Annotated in this window: 22 protein-coding genes and 1 pseudogene; 12 read left to right on the top strand and 11 right to left on the bottom strand. The window is 48.0% G+C overall.

Translation table 11 applies throughout. The annotated features are described in order from the left end of the window. Nucleotides 1–5: 5 nt before the first annotated feature. From lepA to rpoE, 5 genes are read right to left on the bottom strand one after another with little or no spacing between them, the layout of a single operon-like run. Complete coding sequence (lepA, locus tag IY568_RS04125) at nucleotides 6–1,793, bottom strand: translation elongation factor 4 (RefSeq protein ID WP_058795887.1); 1,788 nt, start codon at nucleotides 1,791–1,793, stop codon at nucleotides 6–8. Nucleotides 1,794–1,851: 58 nt separating this feature from the next. Then, nucleotides 1,852–2,310, bottom strand: a complete 459-nt coding sequence (locus tag IY568_RS04130; RefSeq protein WP_125560139.1) for a SoxR reducing system RseC family protein — start codon at nucleotides 2,308–2,310, stop codon at nucleotides 1,852–1,854. Beyond that, nucleotides 2,307–3,260, bottom strand: a complete 954-nt coding sequence (locus tag IY568_RS04135; protein WP_125560137.1) for a MucB/RseB C-terminal domain-containing protein — start codon at nucleotides 3,258–3,260, stop codon at nucleotides 2,307–2,309. Before IY568_RS04135 ends, IY568_RS04130 begins: the two co-directional genes overlap by 4 nt. Next, nucleotides 3,261–3,860, bottom strand: coding sequence for a sigma-E factor negative regulatory protein (locus IY568_RS04140; RefSeq protein ID WP_125560135.1), 600 nt, complete (start codon nucleotides 3,858–3,860; stop codon nucleotides 3,261–3,263). Continuing rightward, the gene (gene rpoE / locus IY568_RS04145) at nucleotides 3,857–4,441 is read right to left on the bottom strand and encodes an RNA polymerase sigma factor RpoE (protein ID WP_046006775.1); all 585 of its coding nucleotides are present in this window, start codon (nucleotides 4,439–4,441) and stop codon (nucleotides 3,857–3,859) included. The genes IY568_RS04140 and rpoE overlap by 4 nt, the downstream gene beginning before the upstream one ends. 258 nt (nucleotides 4,442–4,699) lie before the next feature. Here rpoE and nadB point away from each other — a divergent pair, with 258 nt between their 5' ends. After that, nucleotides 4,700–6,325, top strand: a complete 1,626-nt coding sequence (nadB, locus tag IY568_RS04150; protein ID WP_194866842.1) for an L-aspartate oxidase — start codon at nucleotides 4,700–4,702, stop codon at nucleotides 6,323–6,325. 35 nt (nucleotides 6,326–6,360) lie between these two features. Here nadB and IY568_RS04155 read toward each other — a convergent pair whose 3' ends face one another. Continuing rightward, a complete protein-coding gene (locus IY568_RS04155) occupies nucleotides 6,361–6,711 on the bottom strand; it encodes a protein YgfX (protein WP_323744717.1) in 351 nt (116 codons plus the stop codon). 40 nt (nucleotides 6,712–6,751) lie between these two features. Next, nucleotides 6,752–7,003, bottom strand: a complete 252-nt coding sequence (locus tag IY568_RS04160; RefSeq protein ID WP_010382320.1) for a succinate dehydrogenase assembly factor 2 — start codon at nucleotides 7,001–7,003, stop codon at nucleotides 6,752–6,754. Between the two features lie 161 nt (nucleotides 7,004–7,164). Here IY568_RS04160 and IY568_RS04165 point away from each other — a divergent pair. Next, nucleotides 7,165–8,081 (top strand): annotated as a pseudogene (locus tag IY568_RS04165) (YgfZ/GcvT domain-containing protein). 11 nt (nucleotides 8,082–8,092) lie between these two features. Continuing rightward, a complete protein-coding gene (locus IY568_RS04170) occupies nucleotides 8,093–8,572 on the top strand; it encodes an FKBP-type peptidyl-prolyl cis-trans isomerase (protein ID WP_125560126.1) in 480 nt (159 codons plus the stop codon). Between the two features lie 30 nt (nucleotides 8,573–8,602). Here IY568_RS04170 and IY568_RS04175 read toward each other — a convergent pair whose 3' ends face one another. Genes IY568_RS04175 through IY568_RS04185 form a run of 3 tightly spaced genes read right to left on the bottom strand, consistent with a single transcriptional unit; the run spans nucleotide 8,603 to nucleotide 10,216 of the window. Continuing rightward, nucleotides 8,603–9,043, bottom strand: coding sequence for a hypothetical protein (locus IY568_RS04175; RefSeq protein ID WP_125560124.1), 441 nt, complete (start codon nucleotides 9,041–9,043; stop codon nucleotides 8,603–8,605). A 13-nt stretch (nucleotides 9,044–9,056) separates the two neighbouring features. Then, on the bottom strand, nucleotides 9,057–9,923 hold the full coding sequence (locus IY568_RS04180; RefSeq protein WP_416365154.1) for a DUF481 domain-containing protein: 867 nt from the start codon (nucleotides 9,921–9,923) through the stop codon (nucleotides 9,057–9,059). Further along, nucleotides 9,899–10,216, bottom strand: coding sequence for a DUF440 family protein (locus IY568_RS04185; protein ID WP_125560122.1), 318 nt, complete (start codon nucleotides 10,214–10,216; stop codon nucleotides 9,899–9,901). Before IY568_RS04185 ends, IY568_RS04180 begins: the two co-directional genes overlap by 25 nt. 224 nt (nucleotides 10,217–10,440) lie before the next feature. Here IY568_RS04185 and IY568_RS04190 point away from each other — a divergent pair, with 224 nt between their 5' ends. The 9 genes from IY568_RS04190 to IY568_RS04230 all read left to right on the top strand — a co-directional run bounded on the left by IY568_RS04190 (nucleotide 10,441) and on the right by IY568_RS04230 (nucleotide 19,466). Then, nucleotides 10,441–11,235 (top strand): crotonase/enoyl-CoA hydratase family protein, encoded by a 795-nt coding sequence (locus IY568_RS04190; protein ID WP_194866843.1) that lies wholly within the window; start codon nucleotides 10,441–10,443, stop codon nucleotides 11,233–11,235. A 70-nt stretch (nucleotides 11,236–11,305) separates the two neighbouring features. After that, on the top strand, nucleotides 11,306–11,662 hold the full coding sequence (locus tag IY568_RS04195) for a CidA/LrgA family protein (protein WP_194866844.1): 357 nt from the start codon (nucleotides 11,306–11,308) through the stop codon (nucleotides 11,660–11,662). After that, entirely contained in the window at nucleotides 11,655–12,347 is a 693-nt protein-coding gene (locus IY568_RS04200; protein ID WP_194866845.1) for an LrgB family protein, read from the top strand. The genes IY568_RS04195 and IY568_RS04200 overlap by 8 nt, the downstream gene beginning before the upstream one ends. Nucleotides 12,348–12,419: 72 nt before the next feature. Then, nucleotides 12,420–13,259, top strand: a complete 840-nt coding sequence (locus IY568_RS04205; protein ID WP_194866846.1) for a mechanosensitive ion channel family protein — start codon at nucleotides 12,420–12,422, stop codon at nucleotides 13,257–13,259. Nucleotides 13,260–13,332: 73 nt separating this feature from the next. Then, a complete protein-coding gene (locus IY568_RS04210) occupies nucleotides 13,333–15,897 on the top strand; it encodes an Ig-like domain-containing protein (protein ID WP_228553128.1) in 2,565 nt (854 codons plus the stop codon). A 250-nt stretch (nucleotides 15,898–16,147) separates the two neighbouring features. Next, the gene (locus IY568_RS04215; protein WP_194866847.1) at nucleotides 16,148–17,104 is read left to right on the top strand and encodes a hypothetical protein; all 957 of its coding nucleotides are present in this window, start codon (nucleotides 16,148–16,150) and stop codon (nucleotides 17,102–17,104) included. A gap of 153 nt (nucleotides 17,105–17,257) precedes the next feature. Continuing rightward, nucleotides 17,258–18,118: a glutathione-dependent disulfide-bond oxidoreductase gene (yghU, locus tag IY568_RS04220; protein ID WP_194866848.1), complete on the top strand. Its 861-nt coding sequence runs from the start codon at nucleotides 17,258–17,260 to the stop codon at nucleotides 18,116–18,118. 216 nt (nucleotides 18,119–18,334) lie between these two features. Then, nucleotides 18,335–18,838 (top strand): hypothetical protein, encoded by a 504-nt coding sequence (locus IY568_RS04225; RefSeq protein ID WP_125560111.1) that lies wholly within the window; start codon nucleotides 18,335–18,337, stop codon nucleotides 18,836–18,838. Nucleotides 18,839–18,854: 16 nt separating this feature from the next. Continuing rightward, nucleotides 18,855–19,466: a superoxide dismutase gene (locus IY568_RS04230; protein ID WP_194866849.1), complete on the top strand. Its 612-nt coding sequence runs from the start codon at nucleotides 18,855–18,857 to the stop codon at nucleotides 19,464–19,466. A gap of 50 nt (nucleotides 19,467–19,516) precedes the next feature. Here IY568_RS04230 and aroC read toward each other — a convergent pair whose 3' ends face one another. Continuing rightward, complete coding sequence (aroC, locus tag IY568_RS04235; RefSeq protein WP_194866850.1) at nucleotides 19,517–20,617, bottom strand: chorismate synthase; 1,101 nt, start codon at nucleotides 20,615–20,617, stop codon at nucleotides 19,517–19,519. Nucleotides 20,618–20,671 lie beyond the last annotated feature (54 nt).

The following is a 20,671-nucleotide window of genomic DNA, read 5'->3' on the forward strand; positions in this document are numbered from 1 at the left end:
TCCTGTTACTTACCTACTTTAAGAATCGCGAGGAAAGCATCCTGTGGCACTTCAACATTGCCCAGCTGCTTCATGCGTTTCTTACCTTCTTTTTGCTTTTGCAGTAGTTTCTTCTTACGACTGACATCACCACCATAACACTTCGCGATGACGTTTTTACGTAACTGTTTCACAGTGGTTCGTGCAATCACATGGTTGCCGATTGCAGCCTGGATAGCAATATCAAACATCTGACGCGGGATCAGCTCACGCAATGCGTCTGCCAACTGGCGTCCACGACCTTGAGAATTCTCACGGTGTGCAATAATCGCCAGGGCATCAACCCGATCACCGTTGATCAGAATGTCCACACGGACCATGTCCGACGCCTGGAAACGCTTAAAGTTGTAGTCAAGAGAAGCAAACCCTCGGCTGGTCGACTTAAGCTTATCAAAGAAGTCCATGACCACTTCAGCCATTGGCAATTCATACGTCACGGCAACCTGCTTACCGTGGTAGCTCATTTTGGTCTGTACGCCACGCTTTTCAACACACAGAGTAATGACGTTACCCAGATATTCCTGCGGCACCAGAATATTCGCTTCTACAATCGGCTCGCGAATTTCGATGATGTCATTCACCGGTGGCAAGTCTGATGGGTTATCAATCTGGATCACCCCATCTTTCGTTTCCACTTCGTATACAACCGTTGGTGCCGTCGTGATGAGATCCATGTCATATTCACGTTCCAGACGTTCCTGAATAATCTCCATGTGAAGCATGCCAAGGAAGCCACAACGGAAACCAAAACCCAGTGCAGTTGAGTTCTCAGGCTCGAAGAACAAAGATGCGTCATTCAGGCTCAGCTTATTCAGTGCATCACGGAAGTTTTCATAGTCATCAGACGAAATAGGGAACATACCCGCATAGACCTGAGGTTTAACCCGCTTAAAGCCAGGTAAACGCTCCTCAGCTGGTTCCTTAGTTAGGGTAATTGTATCCCCCACCGGAGCACCATGGATGTCTTTAATACCGGCAATCACAAAGCCTACTTCACCCGTTTTCAGGACACCCGTTTCTGTTTGTTTTGGTGTGAAAATACCGACTTTATCAGCAATGTGCGTCTGATCTGTCGACATAATCTTAATCTTGTCACCACGGCGTAATTCACCGTGCTTAATACGTACCAATGACACAACGCCCTGGTAAGAGTCAAACCAGGAGTCGATGATCAATGCCTGCAGAGGTTGCTCTGGCTCACCCTCGGGTGGCGGCACGTCACGTACGATCATTTCCAGTACCTCATCGATACCGATACCTGTTTTAGCACTACACTGCACCGCTTCTAGCGCTTCAATACCGACGATTTCTTCAATCTCTTCAGCAACGCGCAATGGATCAGCCTGCGGCAAGTCGATTTTATTCAACACCGGCAGCACTTCTAGGTCCATTTCAATCGCGGTATAACAGTTAGCCAGAGTCTGAGCTTCAACACCCTGACCGGCATCAACAACCAACAAGGCGCCTTCACAGGCAGCCAGCGAACGGGATACTTCGTAACTGAAGTCTACGTGTCCCGGTGTATCGATAAAGTTGAGCTGATACGTCTCGCCGTCATTAGCCTTGTAGTTTAGCGTTACGCTCTGCGCTTTAATGGTGATCCCACGCTCTCGCTCAAGGTCCATCGAATCCAGCACCTGCTGCTGCATCTCGCGATCTGTTAAGCCGCCGCATACCTGGATTAAGCGGTCCGAAAGGGTCGATTTCCCGTGATCGATGTGGGCAATAATTGAAAAGTTACGGATGTGCTTCATATACTGGATTCTAAACTTCTGTTTTTCACAAATAGAGATTAAACGCCGATTTTACAATTTATTTGGCGCAATCACCATCTATTTGCGTTAGGGGAAGGCTAATTGGATAAATTTTTATCACTTTGATGTCGTGGCGCAGTGCTTTTGTGCGCTGTTTTGCGATTTGAAAGCCAACGAGTCCACCCATTACGGTGGCCAGTATTTGCCAAAGCTCACCAGCCTGCAAAAAAAGATGTGTGATAAACATGGCAGCAAACGCCATTGCCAGCGGTAACAGATACACCCAGAGAGCATTTTCGACCACTTTGCTGTCATCCAATGTCAGGGTCATTTTTTGTCCAACCTGAACTGGCTCCTCACAGGCAATGGGTAAGGCTTTTTTATGGCTACCAAACAGCTTACTAAAAATCTGTGAGCCGCATTTACCGTTGCAACCCGCACACGCTGGTTTTTCCTCTGCAACAAGCCAAACGGTACCAGGCTCGACACGTGACACCGTGAGTGTTTGTTCTATCATAACGGTCGCGTTACCGACTCTGCAATTGCTTTGGCCGTCATAGTGGGGATCTTCCCAACTACGGACACATCAAACGCACCAGAGTTGTGAACATAAACCGTGGTTGCACCAGAGCTGAGCGCACCGCTGGCTCTTTGTCCCGACAAAGGCCTCTGCACAAACACAGAAAATTCAACAAGCCCGTCAGAAAACAAAAAGTAATCGGCCAGTTCGTTATTTAAATCAAGCTTATGTCGGTCTGACTTGAGCAGTTTAAAGCCTTCAGGCAACCAACCTATACGCCAATTATTTTGCAGTTTTTGGGTATTTTCTGTCTCTGCCAGAGAAGCCAGCGGCATTGGGAAATCTTTGCTACTTAACTCTATCAAAGGCTGTGCAGGTTGTTCCGTTACACTGATATGAGTGAGCTGTAATTGCTCCAGCACTTCACCCTGCTGTGTCACATACGCAGCTTTAAGCAACAACGCAGACTGAATATCGATCCACAACCAATAGTTGTATTTATGTTCATCTTTAGAAACCAGACGAACGAGCTGTGCGGCCCTGTCGGCGATACGCTCTTTACCGCCAAGTACAAAATCGTAGCTGTTTGACAGGCTGCCTATCTCGCCAAACAAAATTTCAGGAATAGGACCCGCAATGGCGTCCGTTTCGATAGAATAAGGTTGGGTTTGTGGTTCAAAGTAAGTGACTTTATTATCAACCCGCACCACTTCAAGGCCAGCACCATTTTGTCGGCTAAGAATTTCCAGTTCGCTGTCTTCCACTTTACCATGGAGCCAGCGGTAAGGTTCCATACCTTTGCCTTTTACCACCACAAATGATGCATCAAAGTTACGCTCCTGAATAGCAGAAGACATATCTGTGAGCAGCTGTTTTGCATTAATGATATCGCTGGCAACAACCTGGGCACTCAGACCCACTCCCAGTAGTAACGCAAGCCACTTCATCTACTTTTCTTGTTCCTCTTTTTCTTCCTGTGCTTGTTGAGCCAATGCATGTGCCATTCTGGACTGGCGCTGATGCTCTAGTACCAGTGCACCAATACGTTGCTGTTGTAACTCTCTTAAGCCTTTTTCTGCACTTTCCAGCGCAGGTTCGGACGAGAGGCTCACTGGCGACACAGACCCGGTGACTGGGGTCGATTGTAACACAGGAAAATCACCGTTGGCTTGTTCCTGTGGTGCATAATTACTGACGCCCAAAACGGCAACTAAAGAAACACTCGCTGCAATCGCTACTTGTGCAAGAGGCTTACGCCAATTCGACAACGCAACGACATTATCTTCCTGACGTACTTTTTGCGGCTCTTGTTGTGGAGCCTGTTCGCCATAAGTAACCTCATCTGCCAGCGCATCAGCCATGCTGGCTGTGATATCTATACAAGGTGCCTGATTTTGCTGGCTACGCATCGCATCACCTATCAGCGCGTAACGGGCAAACTTATCTGCATCGAACTGTGCCTGACTGGCATTATCCAGTGCCTGCTCGGCATCAAAAATACTGGATGTTACTTGCCCGTCTTTGACATTAAAGTTTGATTGCGTCATCTACTATTACCTATGAGTGGGTTAATATTATTGTCAATGGCCTCACGTGCTCGAAAAATCCTCGATCTGACAGTGCCTACCGGACAATCCATCACAACGGCGATTTCTTCATAGCTCATGCCCTCGATCTCGCGTAGCGTGATCGCGGTTTTGAGATCATCGGGTAGCGATTCAATGGTTCTGAAAATTACCGCTTTGATCTCATCACTTAGCAATAAGCTCTCCGGAGAAGCATTAGACCTTAATTGCTCTGCTCCGTCATAAAACTCTGCTTCCTCAGCATCAACATCATTGGCAGGCGGCTTACGCCCCTGTGCCACCAGATAGTTCTTCGAGCAATTAACCGCAATTCGGTACAGCCAAGTGTAGAATGCGCTGTCACCCCGAAAATTGGGTAAAGCCCGATACGCCTTAATGAAGGCCTCTTGTGCTACATCGGCCACATCGCCCGAATTGGATACGTAGCGCGAGATCAATGCTGCAACTTTGTTCTGATATTTGGCAACCAACAAATTGAACGCATTTTTATCTCCTTGCTGAACACGCCGAACTATCTCTAAATCTAAATCCTGCTCGCTCATTCGAGCCGGTACTCCTCTTTGTTATTACTTGTTTTTCACACACATTGTCGCGCATTGTTGCCATCTTTTACAGCTACTCTGACTAAGTGCTGAATAAAAAGTTCTGTTTTTTTGATATTTTTTTTAAAATACCCCGTATTGTCACGTCATAAACGTATTCGGTGTTGAATATGTCAGCTAGCAGCCTTACTGGGCTAAGCATAGCAGAATTATCAAAACACGCAGAATAACAGGTTTAATTAGCTAAGACCCACTAACATGAAAGAACAAGTTCAACACCAAACAGATGTCATTATCGTCGGCAGCGGCGCAGCCGGATTAAGTCTGGCCTTATCGCTTGCAAATACATGCCGCGTCACTGTGCTCAGTAAAGGCGAGTTGCGTGAAGGTTCAACCCTCTACGCACAAGGTGGCATAGCTGCGGTCTTTGATAAGAAGAATGACAGCATAGAATCACACGTTGATGACACTCTGGCCGCTGGTGCAGGCCTCTGTGACAGAGAAGCAGTGCATTACACGGCTTCCAATGCCAAGCAATGCCTCAAGTGGTTAATTGAGCAAGGCGTGCCATTTGATATGGAGTTTGATAGTAAAGGACGGGAGCGTTTCCACCTCACCCGAGAAGGGGGACACAGTCACCGCCGTATACTACACGCCGCTGATGCTACCGGCAAAGCAGTACAATCTACTTTGATTGAGCGAGTTCAGGAACATCCAAATATTCTGTTACTGGAACAATACAACGCAATCGACTTGATCACTCAGAGCACCTCAGGTCAAAAAGTCGTTCATGGCTTATACGTCTTTAACCGCCGTGCCAACCGAGTCGAAACGGTCACTGCCAAATTTGTTGCTCTGGCAACCGGTGGCGCGAGCAAAGTGTATCTTTATACTTCTAACCCGGACGTATCCAGTGGGGATGGTATCGCCATGGCGTGGCGCGCCGGCTGCCGTGTAGCAAACATGGAATTCAATCAGTTTCACCCAACCAGCCTGTACCACCCTGAGCTGCAGAATTTCCTGATCACAGAAGCAATGCGTGGAGAAGGCGCTCTGCTGAGACGCCCTGATGGCACTCGCTTTATGCCTGATTTTGATGATCGGGAAGAGTTAGCACCACGTGATGTTGTCGCTCGCGCTATCGACTACGAGATGAAGCGCCTGGGTGCCAATTGCGTCTATCTGGATATCTCTCACAAAGACAAAGACTTTATCATAGAGCACTTCCCGACTATTTATGCTAAATGTTTGAGCGTCGGTCTGGATATTACCAAAGAACCGATCCCGGTCGTCCCGGCGGCACATTACACCTGTGGCGGAGTCATGACAGACTTTAACGGCCTGACCGACATCAGCAATTTATACGCCATCGGCGAAGTAGCCTATACCGGGCTTCACGGCGCCAACCGCATGGCAAGTAACTCGTTGCTTGAGTGTATTGTATTTGCCCATGCCGCAGCCAAAGACATACTCGCTAAAATAGACATTCAGCCAGAGCCACCCGAATTGCCAGAATGGGATGAAAGTCAGGTCAGTGATTCAGATGAAGAAGTCGTGATCACCCATAACTGGCATGAGCTCAGACTATTTATGTGGGACTATGTAGGCATTGTTCGTTCAACTAAGCGACTGGAGCGAGCACTTCGTCGGGTTGAATTATTACAGCAAGAGATTCAGGAGTATTATTCTCACTTCAGGGTCAGCAATAACCTGCTCGAACTGCGTAATTTGGTTCAGGTGGCTGAGCTGATCATTCGCAGTGCGCTGGCCAGAAAGGAAAGCCGAGGATTGCACTATACGCTGGACTTCCCAGACAGTGCTGAGACCACAGAACCAACTATCCTGACCTCAGAAGAGGCAAAACGCGAGTCTGAGTCCAATTGATACCCGTAGGCTGAGCCACTTCGCTTGGTAATACCTCACACCATCAAAAACACCTGGCGACATAATTGTCGCCAGTATTCTTCCTGCATAGCGTGACGCATAATTCCGATATGCCGAGTACCTTTATCTGTCTGAACGGTCAACAGCAACGAACAGTGAAAGTATAGACGCACAGACTTGAGTTGTCCCTGCCAACGCTGCTGCTCGGCAGAAACGATGAGTGTGCCTTGTTCTGGTAATATCCCCAGTTGGCCTGACAGTACGAAATAGTGTTTCATCGTATGCCTGGCAAAGCGATACCCCAGAAAACATGTTGCCAAATGCCACCACCAAAGTGTTGGCGTCACGATAACCAAAACAGCCAATAGGCAACAAAAAAAGACCACAATTACTTTGTGGTCAGGTGTGTTTTGCTGGAAATAAAAACTAAGCGCGGACCCGGTCAAGAACAAACTTTACCATAGTGTCCAGCTCCGGATATGGACAGGCTTCATGGCCCATAAACCAGGCAAATAAATCGGGGTCTTCTACTTCCAGTAAACGTTGAAACACCAACTTATCTTGTTCAGATAACTGGTCGTACGCTTCATCAACGAAAGGCTCCAGCAAAATATCCAACTCCAGCATGCCACGGCGACATGCCCATTTTGTACGAGCCTTTGAATACAACTCAGCCATAATTTCCACATACCCTTAAATTTTATTGTGTCACAGTGATTATAACGTATCCTGCGGTGCGCGTTAACTGTGTGAAGAAACAATAATCGCGCCCTTCGCGCCTATCTCAGTCGCAAGATTTGCGGTAATATTAGGTAAATTCTTCAACAAGGATCAATAAGATGGCACAAGCAAATGCATATCCTCTTAGTTTACAATTGATCTCTGTAAGCGGCGCCGATAAGTTAAGTTACCTGCATGGCCAGGTCACCCAGGATCTCAACCTGCTGACGGATGATAACTTCCTTTGGGCCGGGCATTGCAGCCCGAAAGGTAAATTGTGGGCAACCCTCAGGCTTAGTAAATTAAACGATGCCTATCTGCTACTCGGATCTCAGGCTGAGACCGACGCTTCCTGTCGGGAGCTCAAAAAATATGGTGTGTTCGCCAAGGTTGATATTGAAATAACGCACCATCAGGTGTTGGTATACTGACTGATGACATGTGCCAAACGTGCGACCTGTTAGGGCTCACCTTTGCTCAAGAATCCAACGCCTGTACATTTGGTGATAATAACAAAGCGCTGAAACTAGATGGCCAGCGCCTGTTGCTGATTGTCGAACATGGCTACACATTACCACAAGGTGTTGCACTGCACACTGACCCCACCCCGTTTGACAGTGCCACAATTTTGGCTGGAGAACCACAACTCGGTGAAACCAGTGTCGATGAATACGTACCTCAGATGGTAAATCTACAAGCGCTGGGCGCGATCAGCTTTAAGAAAGGCTGCTATACTGGTCAGGAGACGGTGGCCCGGATGCGTTATTTGGGCAAAAATAAACGTGCTCTTTATATTGTAAAGGGCCAGGCCAGCGCGCATCCACAGGAATCAGAACTTGAGGTCCAACTGGAAGGGGACAACTGGCGTCGGGCAGGCAAAGTGATCCATCAGGCCTACGACAGCGTCGGTCAAGACTATTATGCGCTGGCAGTGATGGCCAACGACCTGACTGACTCAGCAGTTTTGCGTTGCAAAACGCACCCGGGAGTTGAGCTGAAAATTCAGCCTCTTCCCTACTCTTTAGAAGATAATTAAGCGGAAAGATTATGAAGATTGCCCCGAATACCGTTGTAAAAATGCACTACGCTGTGTTGGACAATGATGACAACAGCATAGACAACACCTTTGATGATGAACCGCTTGAGTTTATCGTGGGTACGGGTTATTTGATTTCAGGCCTGGAAGAGGCACTGATGAGCAAACAGGCTGGAGACAAACTCAGCGTGTCTGTTGAGCCACAAAATGGCTATGGTGAACGTCACGATAATTTAATGCAGGCTGTGCCAAAAAGCATGTTCGAGGACATGGAAGTAGAGGTCGGCATGCAGTTTCGTGCCACCACAGACGACGGTGAACAAACGGTGATCGTGATTGGCGTTGAAGGCGACGATGTCATTGTTGATGGCAACCATCCTCTTGCCGGTATCACGTTAAACTTTGATGTGGAAATTCTGGAAGTTCGTGAAGCAACAGCGGAAGAGTTGGCGCATGGTCACGTCCACAGCGAGGGCGGGTGTGCGCACTAGCACTCACGCACCAACACACTAAAAAAGCGCCTATTTGGCGCTTTTTTTGATCTCCTCAAGCGCTGCAAGCACGCCTTCCTGGTCGTTAGTACCAATACGGTACTGTGAGCCATCCTCAAGCACAAACTCAATGGCTTTGAAGCCATGCGCAGCATACACCCAGCCATCATGCGTGATCTTGACACCAATGCCATGGCGAAACGAATTAGTCACGGGCGCGAATGACTGCAACTCAGTAACCTTAACCGATTTCTTGAGTATGCCGGGACCAAACCACCAGCTCACGGTCTGCTGCGCTTTATCTACCTGTACGGTAAGTCCGTAAAACAAGTAACCAATCAGTAGCAAAATACCAATGAACCCATAAAGCAGTGCATTGTGGCCCAACAAATAGATTGCCATGGCAACAAAAGTGGCAAACCAGCCCAGAAATGCCCAAATTATCCAAGACCATTGCGTCTTTTTATACATGCACCTACATACCTTAATTAAAACTATAAACGAGTGTCACACCTATTTCGCTATCCACTTTTTCTTTGCCTTCTTCAGGCTGAGAATGATAGCGGTAGGTATAAGCAACTTTCATAGAAACACCGCCCATGACCTGACTGATCAACGCTGTTTCTGAAAAAATACGTGCGCCCAGACCCGACATGGATCTTTCATAACTGATGTCCTGATTAAATCGCGTGCGTTTAGAAACGGTGCGCTCCCACTGCAATGCAGCGCGCAACAGGTGACCACGCTCAACTCTTTCCTGATCAGGCTCTAACTCAGTTTCATCGTCTCGCCTGTACATAGACAGACCCGGACCAATATCTAAATCAACGGTGTTTTTGCGCCCTTCGAAGACACGCTTACCATAACCGGTAACAAGAGTTGTGGTGTATTCTCGACCATTAAACTTATCCAGTTCATAGTCGCCGTACAGAAACAAAGACGTATTCTTCTGCCCTATTTTATAGTTACCCTGTGCGGAAATGAAATAACGGGATGCCGTTTCATCTTCTATGTTCGTGTCTGGGTCAACCTCGCGACGATAAGCGCCATCAAACTTAAACTGGTTACGCCAGTATTTAAAATCCTGATAGAGATTACTCTTAAGTTTAAACGCGGTATTACTGGTATTCCCTCGATTGAGCAAAACACCAAACTCAACGTCACCGTACAAAAACTCTCCTTCATGAAGTGCGTGGATTTCTTCTTCCGACAATTCTCCATATTTATGGAAGTCTTCAAACGGATCGACGGCCAAAGCTTCAGCACTAAGCAATAGCCCAGCACAGACAAGGAAAAAGGTGGCGTGTTTCACTGCACTGATTTCTCTTACTGCTTCCAGACAATGTGACAAAAAGGCGCATCCAGGTCCCGACTGATCAGAATTTTGGCAAAAATGACATCGCCTTGCGCTTCCTCCAGGCCAACACTCACCTGAATAAAGTGCTCAGCTTCTGCCTCCTGGTCATAAGCAACCAAAGTATGCCAGCTGTCATCCGGTACACTGTCTTCAATAAAGCCAAATTCTTCACTTTGGCTGTCGAACAACTCAACGTCTTCAGCTGTCAGGTTATCACCGGCCAGCTCAAGGAAAATATCATAGGCTTGTTGCGTTGCTTCTTCGATAGAACTTAAACGTGCAGACATTACATCACCTCGTCTGTCAAAATTGAGGGGTATAGTAGCAAATTGCAAATTTACAAGGCTACGGCTTTTAGTTAGTTTTAACAAAAATGTCGCCCAAATGCATGAAAACAGGTAAATTGACCTATTCAGAGTATCCAGGACAACAGTGGCACCATTAAAGTAAATACTCTATGCTAGCTCTGCACAACGAAAAGAATAAGAGTACGCAGCAAAAGGAAAGAGATATGGTCCAGTTAGAGACAATTGACGGCATCGCCTGGGTCACCCTCGCCCGGCCTGAAAAACAAAACGCGTTATCCTTTGAGATGTTCAGGCAACTGGATAACATCATCCACACACTCAAACGAGACCGTCAATTGCGCGCTGTTGTGATGCAGGGACAGGGTGCGCATTTTTGCGCTGGCCTGGATGTCAGTGCGGTCATGAAAAAGCCCCGCAACATCGTCTCACTACTGAGTAAATGGCTGCCAGGTAATGCGAATCTGGTACAGCGCGTTGCGCTGGGCTGGCGCGCCCTACCCGTGCCTGTTTTTGCATTAGTCCGTGGTAATTGCCTGGGTGGGGGTTTACACATTGCACTGGGAGCAGACTATCGCATTGTGTCACCCGATGCTCAGTTCGCCATTATGGAAGCACGCTGGGGACTGTGCCCGGACATGAGTACCAGTATAATGCTGCCCGGTATTATACGTCATGATCAGGCGCTCTGGCTGGCTTCCAATCCACAACGTATTGATGCCAACACAGCTTATGAGCTGGGACTCATAACGCAAATCAGCGACGATCCGCTGGACACGATAAAACAGCGGCTCGCTCAACTGGCGCACATATCACCGGATGCGCTGGCGGCCATCAAACACCTTTACAATCATGCTTATCATCCGCCTCGGCGTAAGCTATTGTGGCAGGAAACCTGGTATCAGATTAAGTTGTTACTGTCGAAAAATACCCGCACTGCGATGCATAATGGCCGTCAAACGGAACAAGCCAGGCCCTATCGTCCAAGAGGCAAATGGTAATAAGGTCGCATTGTGCGCGTCACAGATTGCATCCAGAATAACGCAAGGCTTAATCACGAACGTGTCTATTATGATGATTGCTCTTAGATTTATCGCATCCCTGGCTATTCTGATTGGATGCCTTTGGGCTGCCAGACTCATCACTGCTAGCTTTGCACTGAACTTGCCTGCCCCTTTGCTGGGGCTGTTACTCTTATTTGGATTATTGCAAGGTGGCCTTTTAAGGAGTGAGTATTTACTTCCATCTTGCAACCCTATTTTAAAGTATATGGCCCTGTTTTTTATACCTGCGGGTGTTGGGTTGATAAACTATCTGGCAATATTCAGCCAATATGCCTGGCTGTTGATAAGTGTGCTCATCCTGGTACCCACACTGGGCTTATTACTAGCAGGCAAACTGGCCAGCCAGGGCAGATTTTATGATTAATATGCTAATGGGCTGCACATTCACGCTGGTCTTATTTGCCATCATGCGACGCGTCAATCATCGCTGGCGCTCACCCATGCTCAACCCCGTGCTGCTCTGTATTGTGCTTATCAGCGCCGCTCTGCTGCTTAGCAACATTGATTATATTGACTACCGTAACGCGACGACACCAATCAGTTTCTTTCTGGAGATAGCCGTAGTTGCCCTTGCCGTACCGCTCTATCAGCAGCTCCACGCGATAAGACCGTATCTGATACTCATTAGCCTCAGCAGCTTTTTGGGGATCTCCTGTGCAACAATAACCGCCTTCATGCTTTGTCAATGGTTTGCGGCACCTGAACCCCTCATGGCGTCATTAATGGCTTTGTCAGTCACTACCCCAATCACGTTGATTGTGACGGACACACTGAGCGGCATTCCCGGGGTTGCCGCCATCATGGTGATCCTCATTGGTGTGCTGGGTGGCGTATTTGGCTTAGCACTGCTCACTTTAGCCGGCGTAACACAACCGCAGGCCAAAGGCGTAGCACTCGGTGTGACCTGTCATGCAATCGGGACAGCCGCGGCAATGGAATATCACCCTGCCGCCGGAGCTTTTGCCTCCGCAGCAATGATAATCAGTGCCGTGATCACAGCGAGCTGGGTGCCAGTGCTTTTTACGCTGTTACAGGGCATAATCAGCTAAACTAAAAGAAACCCCAATGTCATCAACCGATAAGCGCTCACACATATCATAACGACAAGGCAGGAGCACAGCATGATAGAACAAGAAATTGCACAAATTGAACACTACTACGTGCTGATCCGAGATTACCTGGTGACCTACAGTATGCAATTAGTTGGTGCTCTGGTGATCTTACTATTCGGTCTATGGCTGGCTAAAAAGCTGGCTAAAGCTACTGAACGCCTGATGCTCAAACACAATATTGATGTGACACTGACAAACTTCATCAGCAACGTAGTCAAAGTGCTGCTCATTATTATGTTCACTATCATTGCGCTGGGTAAAATAGGGATCAGTGTGACCCCGTTTGTTGCCGCAATCGGTGCGGCTTCACTGGGGGCTGGTCTGGCAGTTCAGGGCATGTTATCTAACTACGGCTCTGGATTAGCCATCATTGCGACCCGACCGTTTGTGGTGGGCGATACTATCGCTGTTAAAGGCGTGTGTGGTCAGGTAAAAAGCATTGAGCTGGGTCATACCATTTTGGTCAATGAGGAAAAGGTCGAAATCACCATCCCCAATAAGCACATCATTGGTGAAATTATGCAAAACTCTTTCGCTCACTCGCTGGTGAAAGGAGAAATTGGCATCGCTTATAGCGCCAACGCCGAGCAAGCAATTACGATTATAAATGATATTTTGGCGGACCATGAAGCGGTCGCAGACACCCCACAAGCTCAGGTTGGCATTGAAGCATTTGGCGACAGTGCCGTCCTGATCAGCTACCGTTACTGGGTGCCGACCACTCAAATCATCGAACATAAACTGGCTATCAACGGAGCCATTTATACCGCAATCCAGACCGCCAACATAGAGATCCCATTTCCACAGCGAGTTGTCACAATCAAAGAGAAGCATACGTCCGCTGATTGATCCTGGTTGTTTTTCACTCTATGCTGTCAATGTTTTGTCTACAAAACATACAACATGTAAAACGGAGTGATCTATGAACACAAGAAAGTTAATGAAGATATGCTGTGCCGCAGGCCTGCAAATGATTGCAGTACACAGCTGGGCCCAGGGCGATACAGCCAACTATGACTGCAGCGCTCTGGCCGAATGGTCCAGTTCAACGGTGTACCGTAAAGGGGATCAGGTGCGTGCTCAGGCTCAAGCTTATGAAGCAAAATGGTTCAATCAAAATGAACTACCCGCGAATAATTCAGATACCTTTGACGTATGGCGACAACTTGGCCAGTGCATCAACGGCAACGCCCCGGTGGTTACTTTAGTAAGTCCTTCAAATGGTGCTGTGCTGAACAAAAATGACAGCGCTGTTTTCTCCGCAAATGCCAGTGATCAGGATGGTGACCTTGCCCAGGTTGAATTTTTTGTCAACAACATCAGCATCGGTATACTCAGCCAGCCTCCTTATCAGCTTACCTGGTCTGCACAGCTGGGTATGCACACAGTGAGCGCAGTGGCAGTAGACGCCAAAGGGAACCTGAGTATACCCGCAACGGCTGACATCACAGTGCGGGATGACAGCGGTAATGTTCCCCCCGCTCTCACCATTGATACACCGACAAACAACCAAGCATTTAAAGTTGGCGATACCGTTAGCCTTGCCGTGCAGGCCACTGACACCGATGGCCAGGTTGTGCAGGTCGAAATGTGGCGAGATGCTCAGCGTCTGGCAACGCTCAATACCCCACCTTTTCGTCATGATTTTGTGACCGTGAGCCCCGGCAACAAACAGCTCAGAGTCATTGCACAAGACGACAAAGGCGCCACCGCTGAAGCCAGTGTGACCATTCAGGTGAGTGCTGCAAGCTCAGGCGGCTGTGCAGGCCTGAGCACTTATCGAGCTGGCCAAAGCTATCAAAGTGGTGAGCTGGTGGCACATAATAATCGCAAATACCGCTGCGATATCGCTGGCTGGTGCAGCTCCAGTGCTGCATGGGCCTACGAGCCCGGCATAGGTCAACACTGGCAGGACGCCTGGAGCGATTTGGGGATCTGTGCGATCGCGCCCGAAATTAGCTTTAGTCAGCCTAACGATAATGCCACTTTGCTGCGCAACCAGCCGACACAGATAGCCGTCAGTGCCACCGATGCAGACGGGACTATCTCGCAATTAGAGTTATTTGCTGATCAAACCTTACTTGGCAGCACCGCGCAAGATGCACTGACTGTTGAGTGGACGCCAGGTAACACCGGGCCAGTTACACTCAGTGCTGTTGCAACCGACAACGAGAGCAACCAGAGCCAACAAACTATCCAGGTCACGGTTACCGATCAGCCACTGGTCGTTGATTTAACCGCCCCAACTTCGGGTACTCAATATGTATTGGGTAATACCATTTCTATCAAAGCCAACGCTCAGGCGCTCAGCGGTCAGATCTCGATGGTCGATTTTTATGCCAATGGAGTAAAAGTTGGCAGCGATACTCAGGCACCTTATGAGTTTAACTACGCGCCAGCAACCGTTGGACAACACAGTATCTATGCAACCGCGACCAGCACATCGGGAGATACAGCAAGCAGCCCGGCCGCCACTGTCACTGTCATTACGCCGCCGATTGGCAAAACCCATAAACTCATTGGCTACTGGCACAACTTTGTTAACCCGGCCGGCTGCCCTATTCCATTGGATCAGATCTCCGATGCCTGGGACATCATCGACATTGCCTTTGCAGAAAACGACCGCTCCTCTAATGGTACAGTTCACTTCAAACCTTTTGAAAAAGACATTCGCTCTAACTGCCCGCCCATTGATCCCGCAAAATTTAAGACCGATATGCAGGCATTACAGGCGCAGGGCAAAATTTTTGTGCTCAGCCTGGGTGGCGCTGAAGGCACCATTACGCTGAATACAGATGCCGATGAAGCGAATTTTGTCAGCAGTCTCACTGCGATTATTCAGGAATGGGGATTTGATGGCCTGGATATTGACCTTGAAAGTGGCTCAAACCTGTTACACGGCTCTCAGATACAGGCTCGTTTACCCCGGGCAATTAAACAGATAGAGCAGAATATGGGCGGAGATATGGTCTTAACCATGGCACCTGAGCACCCCTATGTACATGGGGGCATGATAGCCTACTCCGGTATTTGGGGCGCGTATATTCCACTGATCAACGAACTCAGAGACACGCTGGATTTGCTACATGTTCAGCTCTACAACAACGGTGGACTGCCTAACCCATACGAGCCAGGCAGCGCACCAGAAGGCTCAGTCAACATGATGGTCGCCCACGCAAAAATGTTAATTGAAGGATTTGATCTTGCCGATGGCAGTCGCTTTATGCCACTGAGAGACGATCAGGTTGCCATTGGGCTACCCTCAGGTCCGCAATCGGCCAACTCAGGCCAGGCACCTATTGCCAATATCATTGCGGCACTGGACTGTCTGACCAAAGGCACGCAATGCGGTACGATTACGCCCAGCCAGCCTTATCCCGCTTTCGGCGGTGTGATGACCTGGTCAATTAACTGGGACAAATTTGACGGTTACAACTTCTCTGTGCCTGTGGGCAATAAGCTCACAGAAATGAATCAGGGGCTTTAAGTCTTCCTCAACAAGATAAAGGGGAAAATCGCCCCTTTATCTTGTCACGTACAACCTCCAGACAATTTAATGAAAATGATAATTGATATCAATTACATTTTACTGTTAGTTTATTGTTTACTAATTAGATTCGTATTAGTAAAACTCTCGACGTTAATTCATACCTCAGAAGGGCTATAAAGTCGAAGTCAGTCTAATGCCATTTCTTAATTAGTTATTTAACAACCGTAAACTATTACAAGGAATATCAATGAAAACTAAACTCTCAGCTATAGTGCTATCTGGCGCTCTGTTGTTATCGGTAGCGCCGCTTTCACAAGCAAAAGTAGTTGATGTCGCTGATTGCGACTTTTATGCAGACACCTGGTCATGGCTTGGATCTGGTCTTTATGACTACGCTGAACGTGATACAGTCAGAGTTAAATACAAAAACGACTTGGAAGTATGTAAAGCAGTACCATTAGGCAAAACGCGCTCAGTACTAAACAAAATTTATGAAAGAAAGGATGCGCTGATTAATGACGCAAAACAGTCGGCTTTTGAGTCTATTAAAGCAGGTATCAAAAGTGGTTACAAAGTAGGTAAGCTAAATGCAGATATCACCGGAGATCTGCGTGTTAAAATATCTCCCTCAAATAATGGCAAGGTGACTGCATATGCAGGCGGTTTTGGGCTTAATAGCTCAGGGGAAGTCAGAGTGAAAGGCATCCCGGGCTGGATAGTCAAAGGTAAGCTCAGACTCACTATAGGCCGCATTGATGCAACGGCCGATTATAACCTGGCCACAGGCAGAGCAGATAACTTAAATGTCTCACCTCAAAATATTCACATAGATGCCAAACTGAGCTTTCTCGGACTAAGTATTCCAGTTCTTAGTGATTATGTAGAAAACAAGGTGGAGAGCAAACTGCGCGCTTCTATCGACAACCTGATTGAAACCAAAGCCAACGCCTTCGACAAGCGATTTTTTTCATTAGATGAGGCTATCCCCAATGGGGAATTTGTATATCAGGGCAGAGATCTGGGCCAGGAAGCCAAAGATCAACTCTTCGACTTATTATCTGGCCAGTCTATTGAAGTTGTGATCGGTGGAGGGCCCCAGCAGCAACCAGGATTCCACAAAATTAAAGCGGTACAAGCAAAGTTTGCCGACCGATTGTCTTTTGAAATAGTACATGAAAGCGTTGATTTTCCATTCCTGCGCTAGCACGCCTCTATCAAATACTCATTAGGCAGGTATTTCTAACCTGCCTCTCACATTTTGTGTATGCAACCACCCCATCCACAGACTGGTAATAACACTTGATTAACGTTAAGGTGGTGTCCGTATACCTATTTAACACCATTCAAAGGAGATGCTATGAGTAACAACACGTATACCCCACCAAAAGTGTGGACACACCAGCCCAACAGCGACAACAAATGGGCCAATATCAATAGCCCGGAATCAGGTGCCCGCCATGAGCAAGCACTGCCTGTTGGTACACACCCACTGCAACTCTATTCAATGGGCACACCCAATGGGCAAAAAGTCACCATTATGCTGGAAGAGCTGCTGGCGCTTGGGATCAGTGAGGCCGAATATGATGCACACATGATCCACATTGGTGAGGGTATGCAGTTTTCTTCAGGCTTTGTAGGCGTCAACCCGAACTCGAAAATTCCTGCTTTGGTCGATAAAAGCGGCGAAAATGAATTCAATGTATTTGAATCTGCTTCCATCCTCGTTTACCTGGCCGAGAAATTTGAACAGCTTTTGCCCGCATCAGGTACAGACAGAATAAACACCTTTAACTGGCTATTTTGGGCACAAGGCTCAGCGCCCTTTGTTGGTGGCGGGTTTGGTCACTTCTATGCCTATGCCGATGAAAAGCAAGAATACCCCATCAACCGCTTTGCCATGGAAGCAAAACGTCAGCTTGATGTACTGGATAAACACTTGGCAAAAAATACCTATGTGGCCGGTGAGCAATACAGCATTGCCGACATTGCCATCTGGCCCTGGTATGGCAGTCTGGCACTAGGCAGAATGTACGACGCAGGTGAGTTTTTGCAGGTTCACCAATATGAGCATGTTGTACGCTGGGCAAAACAACTGGATGCACGTCCTGCCGTACAACGAGGCAGGATCGTCAACCGTACCTTCGGTGAGCCATGGGAGCAGCTCAGAGAGCGCCACAATGCTGCCGATATTGATGCCGTACTGGCATTAAAACCTTAACAAATAAGCGCGTGTCCTCCACGCGCTTATTTTCCGGCCTTACTCCACCGTTAGCTTCCCAGCTTCTCAACACGCACACTTTCTAAGACTCAGTAATACACACTATATATTCAATTAACCTCAAATATAAATGACAATCATTTCTATTTATGCTTTTATACTCAAATTGTAACACTTGAGTGGTTCATATCCGGTAACCCTTGACGAGGAGTCCTTATGCTGCAAACTAATCCAACGTTGAATAGCGCGGCTGAGCAGTTAGAGCACGCGCTAGCCCCCTGGCAAAAAGCCATCACCGCAGGTAACTGTGCTTTTGAAGGTCAATCATTCTACAGCGCAAGAGACCATTATCAGAGCGCACTGTATCTGGTGAGCAATTTAATTGCCCACTTTACTCACCAGTACGATCAGCAGCTTCAGGAAGATGCACTGATGCATTGTTGCCCGGCGCTGATTGTCGCCTCACACAACCTGGCTGATTGCTACCTGGCACTGGGGTTACCGCACAAAGCGTGTGAGCAGCTCGTTAGCGTCCATCAACGTATGGTCCAGTTATGTGACCATGCCAACCCGCAAGTTGGATTAATTGCAATGCGCCATTGTATGCGAACACGAACTGAGTTAATGCACTTTATTACCACCCATAAAGCCTATAAAAACTTGGTCAGCTGGGCCACTCAGGCACTCAATACTCCCCAATCAGCACACCATTATCATTAATTTAAAGGAGAGAAGTATGGCATTTACACTGCCCGCATTACCTTATGCCTATGATGCGTTAGAACCGCATATTGATAGTAAAACCATGGAGATCCATCACACCCTGCATCACCAGACCTATGTCAACAAAGCCAATGCTGCGCTTGAAGGCAGTGAGTTTGAAGGACAATCCACCATCGAATTATTAACCAATATCAAAGATCTCCCGGAAACATTGCGTGGCGCAGTGCGCGATCACGTCGGTGGCCACAACAATCACTCTTTATTCTGGAAAGTCATGTCACCACAGGGCGGGCAGCTGCATCAGGGAGAGTTGTCCGCAGCCATTGATAATCACTTTAGCAATTACGACACATTTAAAACGCAATTTACCCAGGCTGCGGTAAGTCGTTTTGGAAGTGGCTGGGCCTGGCTGGTCGTCGATGAGCAAAAGCGCCTGCAGGTCACCAGCTCCCTCAATCAGGACAGTCCATTTATGGACGGCCTGACACCTATTTTAGGACTCGATGTGTGGGAGCATGCCTACTATCTCAAATATCAAAACCGTCGACCTGAGTATATTGAGGCTTTTTACAAGGTGATTAACTGGCAGGAAGTAGAACGTCGTTTTCTTGAAGCCGTAAGCTAACGTAAAAGAAAGCCAGCGACATTGCGCTGGCTTTTTTCTCCTGAGCGCCGTTACGTGCGCTGCGCAGGAATAGGACCATGGGATAACTCAACATGTGGATTCTGACCACGTTGTCTGAGTAAGTGGTCCATCAAAGTGATTGCCATCATAGCTTCTGCAATCGGTATCGCCCGGATCCCAACACACGGATCATGACGCCCTTTGGTGATCATCTCTACCGACTCATTTTGCGTATTGATACTCTGACCCGGGATAGTAATACTGGAAGTCGGTTTAAGTGCGATGGAAGCAATGATATCCTGGCCTGTCGAGATACCCGCCAGTACACCACCGGCATGATTACTGGTAAACCCTTCTGGCGTTAGCTCGTCGCGGTGCTCTGAGCCCTTTTGCTCAACCACCCCAAAGCCGTCACCGATCTCAACGCCTTTTACGGCATTGATGCTCATCAGAGAGTGCGCCAGTTCAGCATCCAGTCTGTCGAATACTGGCTCGCCTAAGCCAACCGGAACCCCTTTTGCCACCACTTTGACTTTGGCGCCAACCGAATCACCTTGCTTTTTCAGATCCCGCATATATTCGTCCAGTGCGTCCAGTTTGGTTACATCGGGAAAGAAAAAGGGGTTCTGCTCAACCTGTTGCCAGTCAAACTGCTCAGCTTTAATCGGCCCGAGCTGGGACAAACAGGCATGGATCTCAACACCATGCACCTGCTTAAGGTATTTTTTAGCAATGCCACCCGCCGCAACGCGAATGGCTGTTTCTCTGGCCGACGAGCGTCCGCCACCACGATAGTCGCGGTGTCCGTATTTATGCCAATAGCTGTAATCACCGTGACCAGGACGGAAAACGTCTTTGATTTTGCTGTAGTCTTTGGAGCGCTGATCGGTATTCTCGATTAACAAACCGATACTGGTACCTGTCGTTTTACCTTCAAACACCCCTGAGAGGATTTTAATTTCATCTCCCTCTCGACGCTGAGTCGTATAGCGGCTTTGTCCGGGTTTGCGCCTGTCTAAATCCACCTGAAGATCGGCTTCATTCAATTCAAGTCCCGCCGGGACACCGTCTACCACACCACCCAGGGCGAGACCATGGCTTTCACCAAAAGTGGTTACCTTAAATAATTGGCCTATGCTGTTGCCTGCCATTGATTTTCCTCATTCCAAAAAAACACCATCGCGCTTCCCTGCCTACAGGAAAAC

The sequence above is a fragment of the Pseudoalteromonas sp. PPB1 genome (assembly GCF_015356275.1).
Taxonomy (GTDB): Bacteria; Pseudomonadota; Gammaproteobacteria; order Enterobacterales; family Alteromonadaceae; genus Pseudoalteromonas; species Pseudoalteromonas rubra_D.